This window comes from Agrobacterium leguminum (genome assembly GCF_015704895.1).
GTDB lineage: Bacteria > Pseudomonadota > Alphaproteobacteria > Rhizobiales > Rhizobiaceae > Agrobacterium > Agrobacterium leguminum.
On record NZ_JADQWB010000003.1, the window covers coordinates 264,700 to 280,234 of the forward strand.

Consider the following 15,535-nt stretch of genomic DNA (forward strand, 5'->3'; position numbering starts at 1 on the left):
TGCCGCGATCTTCCAAGAGGCCCTGGAAAGGCCGCCGCCAAAGCCGTGCGCTGTCAGCGGTGTCGCGGAGCTTCATGTTGAAATTGAGACAATTATCTGAATCGAAACCCGATCAAACGCGATGATAGGGATGACCGGAGAGGATCGTGACGGCGCGGTAAAGCTGCTCGGCGATCAGGATACGAACGATCTGATGCGGCCATGTCAGCTTTCCGAGATTGAGAACGGCGGTCGCCTTGTCGTAAAGCGCGGGATCGAGCCCATCGGCTCCGCCTATGGCGATCACGAGGTCGCGCTTGCCGCTATCGCGCAAATCGCCAAAGAATGAAGCAAAGGCAGGACTGTCCAGCGCCTTACCGCGCTCGTCCAGCAGGACGAGGGCTGCTCCGTCAACCAGATGTTTTTCCAGCATCGCGGCTTCTTCGCGCTTGCGGGTCTCCGCATTGGAAGCGCGGCTTTCGGCAACCTCGATCACCCGCGAAAACTCCAGCCCGATCGCCGGGCCGGTCTTTGCCAGACGCTCGATATAACGGGCCGCAAGATCCTTTTCGGGGCCGGATTTCAGCCGTCCCACCGCAAAAATTGAAATCCGCATCGCAAACCTGCATTCGTCGTGACCCAACAGGGTCACGCTCTTAACAGCATAGCCTGCGGATTCCTATGCGGCCGGTCTGATTTCCGGCCAGAGGCACCGTTTCCGAAGTCAGATATGATCTTCGGCAAAAGCGATGCACTCGCTCAAAGGCTCACCGCATCAATGCAGCGTCTCTTCCGGCATGTCCGGCGTCGCCCACATTTTTTCAATGTTGTAGAAGGCGCGGATTTCCGGGCGGAACACGTGAACGATGATGTCGCCGGTATCGATCAGCACCCAGTCTCCGGTCTCGAGACCTTCGACGCGGGCGTTTCCGAACCCTTCATCCTTCATGTCCTTGAGAAGATGCTCGCAAATCGCCGAAACATGCCTGTTCGACCGCCCGGAGACCACGACCATGTAGTCCGCAAGCGCCGATTTTCCGGCAATGTTGAGAGAGACGATATCTTCAGCCTTGGAGTCCTCGAGGCTCGCGAGGACGGTTTCGAGGGCATGGCCGGCGGCATCGGCGCCACTGTCCTGGCCCTTCGGGATAGCAACAAATGCTCTTCCCTTGGCGTGTACTGTTGTCAGAGGTTTTCCTTTCCAAGAATGACAAAACAGGTACTGGCGACGCGATTCTCTGCGTCACACAATGAAGGTGGCATCAAAGCATTAACTTTTCAAGATATGGACCCTTCGACACCCGGCACATACATCATTTGTGATCGAAGGCGTCATTTACGACCGTTGCGCAGCGCCGTGGAGCTGAGCGTGGAGCGCGGACCGTGAATGAAAACCCAGGCAGGGGCCGCTTTTTTCCACAAAACGCCGGCATCGTCCTCATCCACCCGTGCATGGCTGAAGGCCTGCGCCATGGTGGAGGAGAGATAAGAGAGCGTGGAACCTGGCCGATCGATCACGGCAATCGGGAATGTCTCGGCGATCCGCCGCCATTTCTGCCAGCGATGGAAGCTTTTCAGATTGTCCGCCCCCATGATCCAGACGAAACGGACATGCGGATTTTTCGCCTTCACCTTGGCAAGCGTATTGGCCGTATAGCTCATCCCCAGTGATTTTTCGAAGGCCGTCACCTTGATGCGCGGATCGTGGACCAGCTTTTCGCAGGCGGCGATGCGATCTTCCAGAGACGCTAGCTCCGAACGGCTTTTCAGCGGGTTGCCCGGGGTGACGATCCACCAGAGCTGGTCGAGACCGAGCCTGCGCAGCGCAATCTCGGCCACAAGCGCGTGACCCGCATGCGGCGGATTGAAAGAACCACCGAACAGGCCGACGACCATGCCGCGCTCCACATGCGGCATGGTGAGATAACGTCTGTCGAGGCGCTTGTCAGCCGGCAAATATCAGGTCCGTGTCTGGCCGGTGCCATGCACCCGGTATTTGAACGAGGTGAGCTGCTCGACGCCAACCGGGCCCCGCGCATGCATCTTGCCCGTGGCAATGCCGATTTCAGCACCCATGCCGAATTCGCCGCCGTCCGCGAACTGCGTCGAAGCATTGTGCAACAGGATGGCCGAATCGAGTTCGTTGAAGAAGCGCGCGACCACATCGGGATCTTCGGCAATCACCGCCTCGGTGTGGTTGGACGAATAGGTGCCGATATGCTCGATCGCGCCCGAAATACCGTCCACCACGGCGACCGAAATGATCGCATCGAGATATTCGGTGCGCCAGTCCTCTTCCGTTGCCGGCGTGAGACCCGCCACCACGTCGCGAACGGCCTGCGAACCGCGTACTTCGCAGCCGGCTTCGATCAAGGCTTTGACGAGCGGCGTAAGATGCGTGGAAACGGCAGCGGCATCCACCAGCAACGTTTCGGCCGCCCCACAAATACCGGTGCGGCGCATCTTGGCATTGACGACGATGCGTTTCGCCATGTCGAGATCGGCGGATTTGTCGATATAGACGTGACAAATGCCTTCCAGATGCGCGAAGACCGGCACACGGGCTTCCGACTGCACGCGCGCCACGAGGCTTTTGCCGCCGCGCGGCACGATGACATCAACCGTACCGTTCAGGCCGCTGAGAAGCGCGCCGACAGCGGCGCGGTCGGTCACCGGCACCAGCTGAATGGCATGCTCCGGAAGACCGGCAATCTTCAGGCCTTCCACGAGGCCGGCATGGATAGCACGCGATGAATGTTGCGAATCGGAGCCGCCGCGCAGGATGACGGCATTGCCCGCCTTGAGGCACAAAGCGCCGGCATCCGCCGTCACATTCGGGCGGCTTTCGTAAATCACGCCGATGACGCCGAGCGGCGTGCGCACGCGCTCGATCTTCAGCCCATTCGGACGATCCCAGGCGGCGATGACTTCGCCGACCGGATCGGGCAGCGCCGCAACCGAACGGATGCCTTCAGCAATGCCGGCGATCCTTGCATCGTTGAGGGTCAGCCTGTCCACGAAGGAAACGGCAAGGCCTGCGCTTTCCGCCGCAGCCAGATCTTTCCTGTTGGCGGCAAGGATCGTATCCTTGGATGCCTCAATGGCGGAGGCCATGGCAAGCAGCGCGCGATTCTTCTGGTCTGTACCGGCGATGGACAACGGTCGCGAAGCAGCTTTCGCCTGAGCGCCGATGGTGATCATCAGCGCGTCAATATCATGGCTCTGCTTCACGGCCTGTTCAGGCATGGACCTCATCCTTTTTTGCATTTTTAACTTTGACGGCAGCGCCCGTCATCACCAGATCGTCACGATGAATCATGGCCGCCCGCCCGACATAACCGAGGATCGCCTCGATCTCGTTGGACTTGTGACCGATGATAAGACGCGCCTCTTCAGCATCGTAACCCGCAAGACCACGAGCGACTTCACGGCCTTCTGCACCGATAATGGCGATTGCATCACCACGGCCGAAATTGCCCTTAACCAGTCGCACTCCCGCCGGAAGCAGACTTTTTCCGGCATAGAGAGCTTTTTCCGCACCGGCATCCACATGGATTTCGCCGGCCGGCTGCAATTGCCCGGCAATCCACGTCTTGCGCGCCGTCACCGGTGTTCCCGAAGGCGCGAACCATGAGGAGCGCGCGCCGTTTTCAATAGCCTTCAAAGGATTAAGCGTCTTGCCGGAGGCGATGATCATGCCGCAGCCGGCAGCGGTTGCGATCTTGCCCGCATCGATCTTGGTACGCATGCCGCCGCGTGAAAGCTCGGATGCCGCACCGCCTGCCATGGCCTCGATTTCGGGCGTAATATCGGCGATCGTCTCAAGGAATTTCGCGTCGGGATCGAGATGCGGGGGAGCCGTGTAAAGCCCGTCAATATCCGAAAGCAGCACCAGAAGATCGGCGCCCGTCATGGTCGCCACACGCGCCGCCAGACGATCATTGTCGCCATAACGAATTTCGGTGGTCGCCACGGTATCGTTTTCATTGATGATCGGGATAGCGCCGATCTTCAGCAACTGGTTGATGGTGGCGCGCGCATTGAGATAACGACGACGCTCTTCGGTATCGGAGAGCGTCAGAAGAATCTGGCCGGCGACGATCTCATGCCGCGACAGGCTTTCCGACCATGCCCGCGCCAGCACGATCTGGCCGACAGCCGCCGCCGCCTGGCTTTCTTCCAGCTTCAATGCACCGGAAGGCAGGCCAAGCACGGTGCGGCCAAGCGCGATGGCGCCCGAAGAAACAACCTGCACATCCGCACCGTTTTTCTTCAGCGCGGCGATATCCTCGCAGATGGCGTCGAGCCAGTCTTTCTTGAGACCGGTCTTACGGTCCACCAGAAGCGCCGATCCGATCTTGATGACGATCCGGTGATGGCTCGCCAGCGGCTTGCGCGTCAGGCTCATAGGCGGTCGTCCTCTTCCTCGGCCTCGCTGTCCTCATGCGGCATCGACCGGTCGGGCAGGGCGGTTTCGCCACCATTGCTCGCCGAGACGATGACATCGCGAAGGGCGCGCAGCGCTTCCGTCATGCCGATATGGGCGGCAGCGGAGAGAAGTAGAGGGGGACGGCCGCAGGCCTTCTCCAGTTCCTTGGCCTTCTTTTTCAGCTCTTTTTCATCGAGCACGTCGATCTGCGACAGCGCCACGATTTCCGGCTTGTCGGTCAGCCCGCCGCCATAGGCGTCCAGCTCGGCCTTGACCGTCTTATAGGCCTTGCCGACTTTCTCCTCCTGCGCGGAAACGAGATGCAGAAGCACGCGGGTACGCTCCACATGGCCGAGGAAACGGTCACCGATGCCCACACCCTCATGCGCGCCTTCGATCAGGCCCGGAATATCGGCCAGCACGAATTCACGGCCATCGATGGTCGCGACGCCCAGGTTCGGATGAAGTGTGGTGAAGGGATAGTTGGCGATCTTCGGCCGCGCACGGGTGACCGTCGCAAGGAACGTGGATTTACCCGCATTGGGCAGACCGACGAGACCGGCATCGGCGATCAGTTTCAGGCGAAGCCAGACCGTCTTTTCCTCGCCTGCGAGGCCCGGATTGGCATGGGTGGGAGCCTGATTGGTGGACGACTTGAAATAGGCATTGCCGAAACCGCCATTGCCGCCGGCGGCAAGACGAAAGCGCTGGCCTTCTTTTGTCAGATCGACGATCAGCGTCTCATTGTCTTCCTCGAAGATCTGCGTACCGACGGGCACCTTCAGCACCACATCCGAACCCTTGGCGCCGGTGCGGGTCTTGCCCATGCCGTGCTGTCCAATCGAGGCCTTGAAATGCTGCTGGAAGCGGAAATCGATCAGCGTGTTGAGGCCGTTGACCACCTCAACCCAGACATCGCCGCCGCGTCCGCCATCGCCACCGTCAGGACCGCCGAATTCGATGAATTTTTCGCGCCGGAAGGAAACGGCGCCTGCGCCGCCGTCGCCGGACTTGATATAGACTTTTGCTTCATCGAGAAATTTCATCGGACTGCCGTTCTGTCGGTTTGCGGACGCAACAATCTTGCCGTTGCGTCGAACAAAAATATCGTCGTTTCGAATACAAGCGCTTCTTCACGAGGTCAAAGACTATCGTGCGGGAAGCCCATGCGCGAGACAAGGCCGGTTTGGATCAAACCGGCCTTGCAATGCTCCTCAAGTACGATGCGGCTGAATGAAATCCTCAGCCTTAATCATCGTACCGATATGCGCCACCATGGCGGCGCGCGCCGTGGCGTAGACCTGGTGGCAACCGGTCACCCGGAAGCCGAGTTTTTCCTGCACGCGCAGCGAAGCGGGATTATCCGCAAACACGCCGGAGTGAAGGGTCACTCCCGGCATACGGCGGAAGAACCGCTCGACCACGGCGGCCACCGCCTCGGTCATGTAACCCTTGCCCCAGTAGAAGCGGTTCAGCCAGTAGCCGAGATGCCACTCGCCGTGCCGCAATTCCACCGAGACGACGCCGATCAGGGTATCGTCGCCGCTGGTAATGGCGAAATCCCAGTCGGGCAGGGTGCCGGAGGTGCGTAAGACCAGCCATTCCAGCGCATCCTGCTTGTGGTAGGGCGCGGGAACGCGGGCCAGCATTCTGGTCACGGCGAAATCGCCAAGCGATTCCGCAATGCTGCCGGCATCGGAAAGCCGCTGCGGCCGCAGCACCAGGCGCTTTGTCTCGATGACAGGGCAGGGGCCGGGCGGCGCCACGGCAGTGGCGGCGCGGCGACGGGTAAGCTCTATCGTGCTCATCCCATATCCCCCCAGCTCTTCAGCGAAACCCAGGTCTTGCGGTCCAGCCTGTACCATTCGACCGGCACCATGCCGCCCAGCGCCAGCGAACCGACCATGCCGGAGCCCTGGAACTGGAAACCGCATTTCTGGATGACGCGGCGCGACGCGATGTTGGTGACCCGGCAACGGGCATCGATCTGGTCGATTTCACGCGTGCGGAAGGCCATGTCGATCAGCGCATGCGCGGCTTCCGTCATGTAACCCCGGTTCCAGTAGGGTTCCCCCAGCCAGTAACCGATTTCCAGCGTCTTTTCGTCTTCCTGGGGTTCGAGCGCGCAGCAGCCCAGAAACTCGCCATTGTCCATGCGGGTAATCGCATAGACGCACTTGCCAATCTCGCCAGCTTTGGAGCGTCGCACAAAATCCGCGGCGTCTTTGGCCGTGTAAGGGTGCGGCATACGCGACACCATGGTCGCGATATTGGCATTGTTGGCAAGATGGGCAAGGGCGTCGATGTCTTCTTCGTGAGGCTTGCGCAAAACCAGCCTCTGCGACAGTAAAACGGGGCAATCGCTCCTCGACCGATCGGGCCTCGGCCGTTCCTCGGGTGACCGTGATTGGTCAACCCTCAACAATTCAGCTTGCATGGTTCAGTCCCTCCTTGGGGTTAAAGAAAAAGGGGAGTTGGGTGGTGCCCCATCTCCCCTGTTTTCTTGACTGAACCTGATACGTCTCAGCCGGGTCGATGGGACACCGGCTGCATATGACGCTTACCGGCTTATTCTGCGGCTTCCGCTTTCGGGGCCACGGATACGAATACGCGGCCGTTGGCCTTCGTACGGAAGTTCACGTTACCTGCGGTCAGTGCGAAAATCGTGTGGTCCTTGCCGATGCCAACATTGGCGCCCGGATGCCACTGCGTGCCGCGCTGACGCAGAATAATGTTGCCTGGAATGACAGCTTCGCCGCCGAACTTCTTTACGCCAAGGCGCTTGGATTCGGAATCGCGACCGTTACGCGAGGAACCGCCAGCTTTTTTGTGTGCCATTGGAGTTCTCCTTTAAACCTTGTTTCCCGTGTCGCGCCGATCAGGCAGCAACGATGTCCGTGATGCGGACGACAGTGTGATGCTGACGATGGCCGCGCGAACGCTTGGAGTTCTGACGACGACGCTTCTTGAAGGCGATGACCTTCTTGCCGCGATTGTGCTCGACAACTTCAGCCTTGACGATGGCGCCCTTGACAAAGGGAGCACCGAACTTGGCGTCGGCGCCTTCGCCAACAACGAGAACTTCGGTGAATTCTACAGTTGCGCCTGCCTCTGCTTCCAGCTTTTCGATGGTCAGCACGGCGTCGGCCGCTACGCGGTACTGCTTACCGCCGGTCTTGATGACTGCGAACATTTTTTATCCTTTCATGTTCGTTCCGGCTCTGCCCGCAAATGCAAGCTGGCCGTCTTTTTATCAGTCGGAGTAGCGGAAATCCGTCAGGACTGAATGCCCCTTTGAATGTCTGCCGGTGAAGCCGCCTTTTGAGGGGCGGAATAAACAGAAGGCGCACTACGCCATCAATTTGGGTGCCGATTACGCGAGACGCCCGTTTATGTCAAGATGACGACGGCTTGAAAAGTAACTGTAACGCCAAGAATTTCATGCTTTTTCGGCAGGTGAAGCAGTCGGGTCTCGAAATTTGTCCAGCAAGTGTTTATATGGGCCTTCCAACAAGGAGCAGAAATGGCCCGCATAGACCAGACCGACGATTGGCGGGACCGCCATGCGCCGACACTTTCCGCCTTCGAGTCGCTTGCGATCGAGGCATATGGCCACCTGCCGGAAGAATTTCGCGCACTGACGAAAGATCTCGTCATCGAGATCGCCGATTTTCCGACCGATGACGTGTTCGAGGACATGGCGCTCGAAACACCCTTCGATCTTCTCGGACTGTTCGAAGGACGCGGCATCTCCGAACGTTTCACCATGGAAACGGGTGAGATGGTGAACCGCATCACGCTTTATCGCCGTCCCATTCTCGACTACTGGGCCGAGAACGAGGAGACGCTGGGCGATATCATCACCCATGTCCTCATCCACGAAATCGGCCACCATTTCGGCCTGTCGGACGACGACATGGAGCGGATCGAAGAAAGCGCCGACGAGGCCGCCGCCGATCGCTGATCGGGGCGGCTACCGCCGCTCACTGCTCGCCGAGCTTCATATCCGGATGGTATTCCTTGCCCTCGACCACCTTGGTCACGGCCTGGCCGCAATGCATGACGCCGCTTGCGGCGTTAAAGGCATAGCTCGGCGAACCCGCGAGTTCCCATCCCTTGTTCAGCGCCTCGGTGACCCGGTGACAGAATTTCGCGTCGTCGGGACCGGTTATGAAACGATAGACCTTCACGTCTTATTTGCCTCTCTTTGTGCGATGATATCGGCCATGGCGACCAGCCTTTCGGCCTGCCCCACATGCAGCCGTTCGATCATCCGCCCGTTCATGTTAATGACGTTCAATTCCACAGATTCGGGTTTTGCGAAAGCGGCAATGATCTCGCGGGCTTCCGCAACAGCGGCGTCGTCTGGGGCAAAGCGCCGGTTGGCCGGCTCGATCTGTGCCGGGTGGATCAGCATCTTGCCATCGAACCCCATGGCGCGACCCTGCTCACATTCGGCTTCGAAAGCGGCGATATCGCGGAAATCGTTCGAGACGCTGTCGATGACATCCAGACCATAGGCACGGGCGGCAAGCACCACCTGCATCATCCAGGGCACGAGATAAGTGCGTCCAGGAAGGGCCGGCACCCGCGTTGCCTTACGCAGATCGTTGAGCCCGATGACAAAAGCCGAAAGCCGCGCATCCGGCGTATGGGCCGCGTCAGCAATTGAGGCGGCATTCAGGACACCAAGCGGCGTTTCGATCATCGCCCAGATTTTCAGGTGCTCCGGCACATCCGCCTCGGCCAGAAGATCGGCCACCTCGTGAATATCGGCCGGCTGCTCCACCTTCGGCAAAAGAATTGCATCCGGCCGGCAGGAAAGCACAAGCTGCAAATCCGCCTTCCCATCCGGCGTGGAAAGCGGGTTGATGCGGACAATGGTCTCGCCTGCTGCAAAAGGCGCTTCCGAAAACAGCTTTTGCAGATTGTCCCGCGCCTCGTCCTTCATCCCGGCTGCGACCGAATCCTCCAGATCGAGGATCACTCCGTCACAATCGAGATCGCGGATTTTTTCCAGTGCCCGGACATTGATGGCCGGCACGGAGAGCAACGAACGACGTGGTCTCACAAGAATATTTTCGGAAAAGTTGACCATGCCGCACTTGTGTCAAGCTTTTGTGACATCTGCAAGCTGACAATCCACTGAATCCTCTTGCAAGCCGGAAGAAGAAGGCCCACATTCGTCTGGATAGAAAGGTTTGGATCATGCAAGGCATACGTTCGTTTTTCATCGCCGCATCCGGCATTGCAATTCTGGCGATAGTCGCCCTGTTCACCGCGTCGCTTACGGTCGCTTTCATCGGCGTGCTCGCGGTTCTCAGTGCTGCCCGCCTGCTTTCCGCGCGTCTGAAGCCGGCCCCCATTCCGGTCAAGCCCCGTAACCAGCGCGATATGCGCGTCTGGAACGACGGTAAGGGCACGATTATCGATCTCTGAGATCGTCTCAAGTCGGCAAAAATGCCAGAGCGCCGAGCGCGGCGTACCGAAGAACGCGGGTTTGCGCTTCTAAAGTGATGAGTTTTGCAGTATTTCCCGGCAGAACACGTCCGGTGGGCCTTAACCAGCCCCGGATTTGGTTGAAGGGAAACACGGGAAGCGACAGATGGAAAAATTCACCAAGCTGACGGGCGTTGCCGCGCCCATGCCGGTGGTCAATATCGACACCGATATGATCATTCCGAAAGACTATCTGAAGACCATCAAGCGCACCGGCCTCGGCAAGGGCCTCTTCGCCGAGTCGCGTTATCTCGAGGATAGTTCGCCCAATCCGGATTTCGTACTGAACAAGCCCGCCTACCAGAACGCCCAGATTCTTGTCGCGGGTGACAATTTCGGTTGCGGCTCCTCGCGCGAACATGCGCCATGGGCCCTTCTCGATTTCGGCATCCGCTGCGTGATCTCCACCAGCTTCGCCGACATCTTCTACAATAACTGTTTCAAGAACGGCATCCTGCCGATCGTCGTCAGCCCCGAGAACCTCGAAAAGCTGCTGGACGATGCGTCGCGCGGATCGAATGCCGTTCTGTCCATCGATCTGGAAAGTCAGGAAATCAGCGGTCCCGATGGCGGTACGATCACCTTCGAGATCGATGAATTCAAGCGCCATTGCATGCTGAACGGTCTGGACGATATCGGCCTGACGCTCGAACATTCGGGCGCTATCGACACCTTCGAAAAGGCAAACGCCTCGGTCCGCCCCTGGGCCTGAGCACATTTCTGCTCTTCAAAAAAGCCGATCCCGTACCAAACCGTACCGGATCGGCTTTTGCTTTGCTTGAAAAGCCCTTGAGGCGGAGATAAGAGACCTCCCATCCCGTCCGGCTGCGACACGATTTGCCATGTTTAGGACGGAATGAGTTTGACGCCGCGCTCGCCGCAATCGAAAACCCTTCAGGATGTTTTTCGGCGCGCCGCCCAAGGAGGGTTCTCATGACAGTTCGTTCGCTTTTCCTTCTGCCCGGTGACGGTATCGGCCCCGAAGCCATGGCCGAAGTCCGCAAGCTGATCGATTATATGAACAGCGCGCACAATGCCGGTTTCACCGTCTCGGAAGGTCTGGTCGGCGGCTCTGCCTATGACGCCCATGGCGTGGCGATTTCCGATGCGGATATGGAAAAGGCGCTTGCCGCCGATGCGATCCTGTTCGGCGCCGTCGGCGGCCCGAAATGGGATGGCGTGCCCTACGAGCACCGCCCGGAAGCCGGCCTGCTGCGTCTGCGCAAGGATCTCGAACTTTTCGCCAATTTGCGCCCCGCCATCTGCTACCCGGCACTTGCCGCCGCCTCTTCGCTGAAGCCGGAACTGGTCGAAGGCCTCGATATCCTCATCGTCCGAGAGCTGACGGGCGGCGTTTATTTCGGTGAACCGAAACAGATCATCGATCTCGGCAACGGCCAGAAGCGCGGCATCGACACGCAGATCTACGACACTTTCGAAATCGAGCGCATCGCCAGCGTCGCTTTCGAACTGGCCCGCACCCGCGACAACCGCGTCTGCTCGATGGAAAAGCGCAACGTGATGAAATCCGGCGTGCTGTGGAACCAGGTGGTCACCGAAACCCACGCCGCCAAGTTCAAGGATGTTCAACTGGAACATATGCTGGCGGATGCCGGCGGCATGCAGCTGGTGCGCAAGCCCAAGCAGTTCGACGTGATTGTCACCGACAACCTCTTTGGCGACATGCTCTCCGACGTCGCCGCCATGCTCACCGGCTCGCTCGGCATGTTGCCCTCCGCTTCGCTTGGCGCGCCTGACGCCAAGACCGGCAAGCGCAAGGCCATGTACGAGCCGGTCCACGGTTCGGCCCCGGATATTGCCGGCAAGGGCATCGCCAACCCCATCGCCATGATCGCGTCCTTCGCCATGTGCCTGCGTTACTCGTTCAACATGGTGGATGAGGCAACAAAGCTCGAAACAGCGATCGCAAACGTGCTCGACAAGGGCATCCGCACCGCCGACATCATGGCCGAGGGCAGCCGCCAGGTCGGCACCTCCGAAATGGGCGACGCGGTTCTCGCCGAATTCAAGGCGCTTTCGGCGTAACGCTCGACGAAACCGGTTGGGCAGGCGGCGCGTTCGCCTGCCCATCCTCCTTCGGCAGAAGATGCTCATATCTTTTGTCAGTCAGCGTCTTCAGAAAGGCGACGATGGCGTCCACGCGCTTGTCGTCCAGCGCCGGCGCGGATGTCAGTTCCGCCATGGCGATGTTTTCAGGCACTTCCGGCGCATCCCACGTCTTGCCTGTTTCCGGATTGATCTGGCGGCTCGGCTTCTTGCTTTTATATTTCACGTAAAACAGCACCACCGTGCGCAAATCCTTGAACACGCCATTGTGCATGTAAGGACCGGTGACGGCGACATTGCGCAGCGTTGGCACCTTGAACTTGCCACGCTGGGTGGCATCATCGGCAACTTCAGGATTTTGCGCCAGACCCAGATCGACCGTACCCGGCTTGGAGCCGTTCACGGCCCGAACCGATATATTGGCGGGAACGCCGATGTTGAAATATTTGTGGTTGGTGAAGAGGCCGTCTTCCAGGCCCTTGGCGCCACGGATTTCATGGCAGGTATTGCAATTAGTGAATTGCGTCGAGGAGATCAGGACCCGACCCAGCTCTTCCTGATCGGTCAGCTTCTCCTCGCCGCGCAGGAAGCGGTCATATTTGGAATCGAAGGTGGAGAACTCATCCGACCGCTCAAAGCTCGCCAGCGCCTTCGTCATCGCGGCATAGGCGGTGTCGTCGCTTTCAAAAACATCCTTGCCGAACTGCGTACCGAAAGCCGCGACATAATCCGGGTTTTCCCTGAGCCGTTTGACGACCGAGGCCTTGTCTGGCATGCCCATTTCGAGGGGATTGAGCGGCGGACCGCCCGCCTGATCTTCAAGCAGGGAGGCGCGGCCATCCCAGAACTGCCCGCCGACATACTCTCCCGCCGCATTCCTGCTGAAAGGCGGCGTGAAGCGGGCATAAGCTGCAGTCGGCGCGTTGCGGTCGCCCAGTGAAATACCGTCATCGCCAAGCGATACATCCCGCCCGACCTTATCGCTCTCCCGCGCATCGGAAAAACCGGCGGCCTGCATATGGCAGGTGGAACAGGCCATGGTGCGGTTCATCGAAAGACTGGGATCGTCGAACAGTGCCGCACCGAGCTTTTCCAGCGTCGCATAGTCTTCACCGCCGTGGGCAGCCATACCATCGACACCGGTGCCCAAGGGGGCCAGCAGAATGGATGCGGCAAGAGCAGCGGAGACAAAAAATCCGGGTTTCATCATCGGTAGGCACGCTCGATATAAATGCGCGAGAGCAGGTTCGGACCGAAAAATATGAAGCGGCTTTCGGTCCCGCCACGCTTCACCGAGCATGGATCACGGGAGATAACTCCGCTCTTCCATACCCTATAAAGAAATCTATAGCACTTTCCCGTGATCCAGGCCTACAAACTTTCGCAGCTTGGTCCACTTTGCCGCAGGTCCACGGGCACCCCCCGGAAACGATCAACCGCCTCTGGCGATGGCATGGAAAAAGGTGCCCGAGACAAGACCTCTCCTGCCGCCCGATGGCCCGAGCGGACGACCCTGCCCATCCGCAATCTGGGCGAAGGGCTCATCGCGGCCAGGATCGGTAACCCGCGCATAATGGAATTCATGGCCGCGCAGAACATCACCCGCCGCGCCGAGCGGTCCGCTTGCCGCGATCGTCGCCTGCCGGTACCCGAGATTCATCTTGCGCGTCGCAAAGCTGGTGGCATGGGACAGAAGCCCGGTCATGGCATGGGTCACCCCATCCGCATCTTCCAGCGCCTCTCCGAGCACCATGTAACCGCCGCACTCGCCATGAACAGGCTTTGTCGCAGCAAAGCGGGCAATACCCGCCTTGAAACCAGCCGCATCCGCAAGCTTTCCGGCAAAAAGCTCGGGGTACCCGCCCGGCAGCCAGCAGATATCGCAGCTCCCGTCAGGCGCCTCATCCGCGAGCGGGGAAAACGGCACGATCTCGGCCCCGGCCGCCTGCCAATGCTTCCTGAGATGCGGATAAAGGAAAGTGAACGCCGCGTCCTCCGCCAGCGCAATGCGCTGGCCGGGCGGTGCAATCGCCGTGTCCACCGAGCCGGAAGGCACATTCACCGGCGCGGCGAGAGAAAGCAGGGCATCGAGATCGATGGATTTTTCCATCGCATCCGCCAACCGTTCTATATGCGCATCGATTTCCGGATGCTCGCTGGCCTGCACCAGCCCCAGATGCCGTTCGGGCAGGATGAGCGACGGATCACGCAGCACGCAGCCGACAACGGGAAGGCCGATTTTTTCGATGGCTTCCGTGCACAGCGTCCGGTGTCTTTCGCTGCCCGCCCGGTTCAGCACAACGGCCGCCATGGTAACCGCCGGATCGTAGTGAGCAAAACCATGGGCGATGGCAGCGGCCGTCTGCGACTGGCCGGATACGTCGAGCACCAGCAGCACGGGAATGCCGAACAGCCGCGCCAGATCCGCCGCCGAACCCGTGCGATTTTCCGCAACCGGAATACCGTCGAACAGGCCCATGGCGCTTTCGATCAGAACAAGTTCCTCATCCCCGGTCTGCTGCAAAAACAGATACCGCAGCAATTCCGGCCGCATGGCCCAGCTATCCAGATTAAGACCTGATGTACCAGTGGCGAAGGCATGGAAACCGGGATCGATGTAGTCAGGCCCCGTCTTGATGCCGCGCACCTTGATACCGCGTCGGGCAAAGGCCCGGAGCAGGCCGATGGTCACGCTGGTCTTGCCGGAACCCGAACGTGGCGCGCCAATGATGATCGCCCGCGCCGTCATGAGCCGGAAACTCCAAGACGCGCCCGCATCGAAACAATCTCGCCGATGACGATCAAAGCCGGCGCTTCGAAATTTTCCCGCTTTGCATCGTCAGCTATGCTTTCCAGCGAACCGATGAAAATCCGCTCCTGCGCCGTCGTTGCCGACATGATGACGGCGACCGGCGTTTCGCCGGAACGCCCACCCTGCATCAAGAGGCTGGCGATCGTGCCGATATTCTTCAGCCCCATATAAACGACGATGGGTTCGCGTGTTTTCGCCAGCGCCAGCCAGTCCAGATCCTCTTCCGTGCCCGCTGCGTGGCCTGTGGCCAGCGTCACGGCGCGGCTGATGCCGCGCATGGTGGCGGGGATGTGAGCGGAAGCAAGCGCCGTGAACGACGAGGTCATGCCCGGCAATATGCGAAACGGAATGCCGGCATGGACAAGCGCCTCCGCCTCTTCGCCGCCGCGCCCGAAAATAAACGGATCGCCGCCCTTCAGCCGCAGCACCTTTTTGCCTTGGCCGGCGAAATCGATCAGCGAAGCGGTAATATCGTCCTGTGTCGCGGAGGGCTTGCCACCCCTTTTGCCCGCAAAAACAATCTCCGCCTGCGGGCCAAGCGCTATGACATCGTCACTCACCAGCGCATCGCGCACGATAATATCGGCCTGAGACAGCGCGAGCGCCACTTCCAGCGTCAGATAACGCACATCGCCCGGCCCTGCGCCCGCGAGCCAGACGTGGCCGGCTTCGAAGACCGGACCTTTTGCGGCAATGCTGTTCAAAATCTGCGCTATCGACATTCTTCTTGGCTGCTTTTTAACGATGAC

At 59.6% G+C, this 15,535-nt stretch carries 19 protein-coding genes; 4 read left to right on the forward strand and 15 right to left on the reverse strand.

Features of this window, described 5'->3' with window-relative positions:
* Nucleotides 1–112: 112 nt before the first annotated feature.
* The 10 genes from rlmH to rplU form a co-directional block, all read right to left on the reverse strand.
* A complete protein-coding gene (gene rlmH, locus I3J13_RS06900; RefSeq protein WP_174039746.1) occupies nucleotides 113–595 on the reverse strand; it encodes a 23S rRNA (pseudouridine(1915)-N(3))-methyltransferase RlmH in 483 nt (160 codons plus the stop codon).
* A 159-nt stretch (nucleotides 596–754) separates the two neighbouring features.
* Complete coding sequence (gene rsfS, locus I3J13_RS06905; RefSeq protein WP_035236703.1) at nucleotides 755–1,198, reverse strand: ribosome silencing factor; 444 nt, start codon at nucleotides 1,196–1,198, stop codon at nucleotides 755–757.
* A gap of 113 nt (nucleotides 1,199–1,311) precedes the next feature.
* Nucleotides 1,312–1,896, reverse strand: a complete 585-nt coding sequence (locus tag I3J13_RS06910) for a nicotinate-nucleotide adenylyltransferase (protein WP_051671949.1) — start codon at nucleotides 1,894–1,896, stop codon at nucleotides 1,312–1,314.
* A 42-nt stretch (nucleotides 1,897–1,938) separates the two neighbouring features.
* Nucleotides 1,939–3,225 carry a glutamate-5-semialdehyde dehydrogenase gene (locus tag I3J13_RS06915; protein WP_196378358.1) on the reverse strand — a complete coding sequence of 429 codons (1,287 nt, stop codon included), beginning with the start codon at nucleotides 3,223–3,225 and terminating at the stop codon, nucleotides 1,939–1,941.
* Entirely contained in the window at nucleotides 3,218–4,387 is a 1,170-nt protein-coding gene (proB, locus tag I3J13_RS06920) for a glutamate 5-kinase (RefSeq protein WP_196378359.1), read from the reverse strand. The genes I3J13_RS06915 and proB overlap by 8 nt, the downstream gene beginning before the upstream one ends.
* Entirely contained in the window at nucleotides 4,384–5,454 is a 1,071-nt protein-coding gene (gene obgE / locus I3J13_RS06925; RefSeq protein ID WP_035265258.1) for a GTPase ObgE, read from the reverse strand. The genes proB and obgE overlap by 4 nt, the downstream gene beginning before the upstream one ends.
* 168 nt (nucleotides 5,455–5,622) lie before the next feature.
* Nucleotides 5,623–6,216: a GNAT family N-acetyltransferase gene (locus I3J13_RS06930; RefSeq protein ID WP_174057523.1), complete on the reverse strand. Its 594-nt coding sequence runs from the start codon at nucleotides 6,214–6,216 to the stop codon at nucleotides 5,623–5,625.
* Nucleotides 6,213–6,845 (reverse strand): GNAT family N-acetyltransferase, encoded by a 633-nt coding sequence (locus I3J13_RS06935; RefSeq protein WP_003505256.1) that lies wholly within the window; start codon nucleotides 6,843–6,845, stop codon nucleotides 6,213–6,215. The genes I3J13_RS06930 and I3J13_RS06935 overlap by 4 nt, the downstream gene beginning before the upstream one ends.
* Nucleotides 6,846–6,976: 131 nt before the next feature.
* Nucleotides 6,977–7,246, reverse strand: coding sequence for a 50S ribosomal protein L27 (gene rpmA, locus I3J13_RS06940; protein WP_003492686.1), 270 nt, complete (start codon nucleotides 7,244–7,246; stop codon nucleotides 6,977–6,979).
* 40 nt (nucleotides 7,247–7,286) lie between these two features.
* Nucleotides 7,287–7,601 carry a 50S ribosomal protein L21 gene (gene rplU / locus I3J13_RS06945; RefSeq protein ID WP_003492690.1) on the reverse strand — a complete coding sequence of 105 codons (315 nt, stop codon included), beginning with the start codon at nucleotides 7,599–7,601 and terminating at the stop codon, nucleotides 7,287–7,289.
* A 330-nt stretch (nucleotides 7,602–7,931) separates the two neighbouring features.
* Here rplU and I3J13_RS06950 point away from each other — a divergent pair, with 330 nt between their 5' ends.
* The gene (locus tag I3J13_RS06950; RefSeq protein ID WP_196378360.1) at nucleotides 7,932–8,372 is read left to right on the forward strand and encodes a metallopeptidase family protein; all 441 of its coding nucleotides are present in this window, start codon (nucleotides 7,932–7,934) and stop codon (nucleotides 8,370–8,372) included.
* Between the two features lie 19 nt (nucleotides 8,373–8,391).
* Here I3J13_RS06950 and I3J13_RS06955 read toward each other — a convergent pair whose 3' ends face one another.
* Complete coding sequence (locus tag I3J13_RS06955) at nucleotides 8,392–8,598, reverse strand: DUF1737 domain-containing protein (protein WP_003505258.1); 207 nt, start codon at nucleotides 8,596–8,598, stop codon at nucleotides 8,392–8,394.
* Nucleotides 8,595–9,506 (reverse strand): HpcH/HpaI aldolase/citrate lyase family protein, encoded by a 912-nt coding sequence (locus I3J13_RS06960; RefSeq protein ID WP_196378361.1) that lies wholly within the window; start codon nucleotides 9,504–9,506, stop codon nucleotides 8,595–8,597. Before I3J13_RS06960 ends, I3J13_RS06955 begins: the two co-directional genes overlap by 4 nt.
* Before the next feature lie 110 nt (nucleotides 9,507–9,616).
* Between I3J13_RS06960 and I3J13_RS06965 the strand changes: the two genes are divergently transcribed.
* The 3 genes from I3J13_RS06965 (at nucleotide 9,617) to leuB (ending at nucleotide 11,953) form a co-directional block, all read left to right on the forward strand.
* Complete coding sequence (locus I3J13_RS06965; protein ID WP_020809819.1) at nucleotides 9,617–9,847, forward strand: hypothetical protein; 231 nt, start codon at nucleotides 9,617–9,619, stop codon at nucleotides 9,845–9,847.
* Between the two features lie 166 nt (nucleotides 9,848–10,013).
* Nucleotides 10,014–10,619, forward strand: a complete 606-nt coding sequence (leuD, locus tag I3J13_RS06970; protein WP_196378362.1) for a 3-isopropylmalate dehydratase small subunit — start codon at nucleotides 10,014–10,016, stop codon at nucleotides 10,617–10,619.
* A 221-nt stretch (nucleotides 10,620–10,840) separates the two neighbouring features.
* Nucleotides 10,841–11,953 carry a 3-isopropylmalate dehydrogenase gene (leuB, locus tag I3J13_RS06975; protein WP_196378363.1) on the forward strand — a complete coding sequence of 371 codons (1,113 nt, stop codon included), beginning with the start codon at nucleotides 10,841–10,843 and terminating at the stop codon, nucleotides 11,951–11,953.
* On the opposite strand, the gene I3J13_RS06980 is transcribed toward leuB, so the two are convergent.
* The 3 genes from I3J13_RS06980 to cobA form a co-directional block, all read right to left on the reverse strand.
* Complete coding sequence (locus I3J13_RS06980) at nucleotides 11,934–13,184, reverse strand: cytochrome-c peroxidase (protein WP_196378364.1); 1,251 nt, start codon at nucleotides 13,182–13,184, stop codon at nucleotides 11,934–11,936. The genes leuB and I3J13_RS06980 overlap by 20 nt on opposite strands.
* A 222-nt stretch (nucleotides 13,185–13,406) precedes the next feature.
* Entirely contained in the window at nucleotides 13,407–14,723 is a 1,317-nt protein-coding gene (locus I3J13_RS06985) for a cobyrinic acid a,c-diamide synthase CobB (protein ID WP_196378365.1), read from the reverse strand.
* Complete coding sequence (cobA, locus tag I3J13_RS06990) at nucleotides 14,720–15,508, reverse strand: uroporphyrinogen-III C-methyltransferase (RefSeq protein ID WP_196378366.1); 789 nt, start codon at nucleotides 15,506–15,508, stop codon at nucleotides 14,720–14,722. Before cobA ends, I3J13_RS06985 begins: the two co-directional genes overlap by 4 nt.
* Between the last annotated feature and the right edge of the window lie 27 nt (nucleotides 15,509–15,535).

Bases quoted from the DNA above. Each gene is read 5' to 3' on its own strand.
- I3J13_RS06960 (WP_196378361.1), bottom strand. From the start codon at position 9,506: ATGGTCAACTTTTCCGAAAATATTCTTGTGAGACCACGTCGTTCGTTG.
- I3J13_RS06950 (WP_196378360.1), top strand. From the start codon at position 7,932: ATGGCCCGCATAGACCAGACCGACGATTGGCGGGACCGCCATGCGCCG.
- I3J13_RS06915 (WP_196378358.1), bottom strand. From the start codon at position 3,225: ATGCCTGAACAGGCCGTGAAGCAGAGCCATGATATTGACGCGCTGATG.
- rlmH (WP_174039746.1), bottom strand. From the start codon at position 595: ATGCGGATTTCAATTTTTGCGGTGGGACGGCTGAAATCCGGCCCCGAA.
- I3J13_RS06935 (WP_003505256.1), bottom strand. From the start codon at position 6,845: ATGCAAGCTGAATTGTTGAGGGTTGACCAATCACGGTCACCCGAGGAA.
- leuB (WP_196378363.1), top strand. From the start codon at position 10,841: ATGACAGTTCGTTCGCTTTTCCTTCTGCCCGGTGACGGTATCGGCCCC.
- cobA (WP_196378366.1), bottom strand. From the start codon at position 15,508: ATGTCGATAGCGCAGATTTTGAACAGCATTGCCGCAAAAGGTCCGGTC.
- I3J13_RS06910 (WP_051671949.1), bottom strand. From the start codon at position 1,896: ATGCCGCATGTGGAGCGCGGCATGGTCGTCGGCCTGTTCGGTGGTTCT.
- rpmA (WP_003492686.1), bottom strand. From the start codon at position 7,246: ATGGCACACAAAAAAGCTGGCGGTTCCTCGCGTAACGGTCGCGATTCC.
- I3J13_RS06965 (WP_020809819.1), top strand. From the start codon at position 9,617: ATGCAAGGCATACGTTCGTTTTTCATCGCCGCATCCGGCATTGCAATT.
- rplU (WP_003492690.1), bottom strand. From the start codon at position 7,601: ATGTTCGCAGTCATCAAGACCGGCGGTAAGCAGTACCGCGTAGCGGCC.
- proB (WP_196378359.1), bottom strand. From the start codon at position 4,387: ATGAGCCTGACGCGCAAGCCGCTGGCGAGCCATCACCGGATCGTCATC.
- I3J13_RS06985 (WP_196378365.1), bottom strand. From the start codon at position 14,723: ATGACGGCGCGGGCGATCATCATTGGCGCGCCACGTTCGGGTTCCGGC.
- I3J13_RS06930 (WP_174057523.1), bottom strand. From the start codon at position 6,216: ATGAGCACGATAGAGCTTACCCGTCGCCGCGCCGCCACTGCCGTGGCG.
- I3J13_RS06980 (WP_196378364.1), bottom strand. From the start codon at position 13,184: ATGATGAAACCCGGATTTTTTGTCTCCGCTGCTCTTGCCGCATCCATT.
- obgE (WP_035265258.1), bottom strand. From the start codon at position 5,454: ATGAAATTTCTCGATGAAGCAAAAGTCTATATCAAGTCCGGCGACGGC.
- leuD (WP_196378362.1), top strand. From the start codon at position 10,014: ATGGAAAAATTCACCAAGCTGACGGGCGTTGCCGCGCCCATGCCGGTG.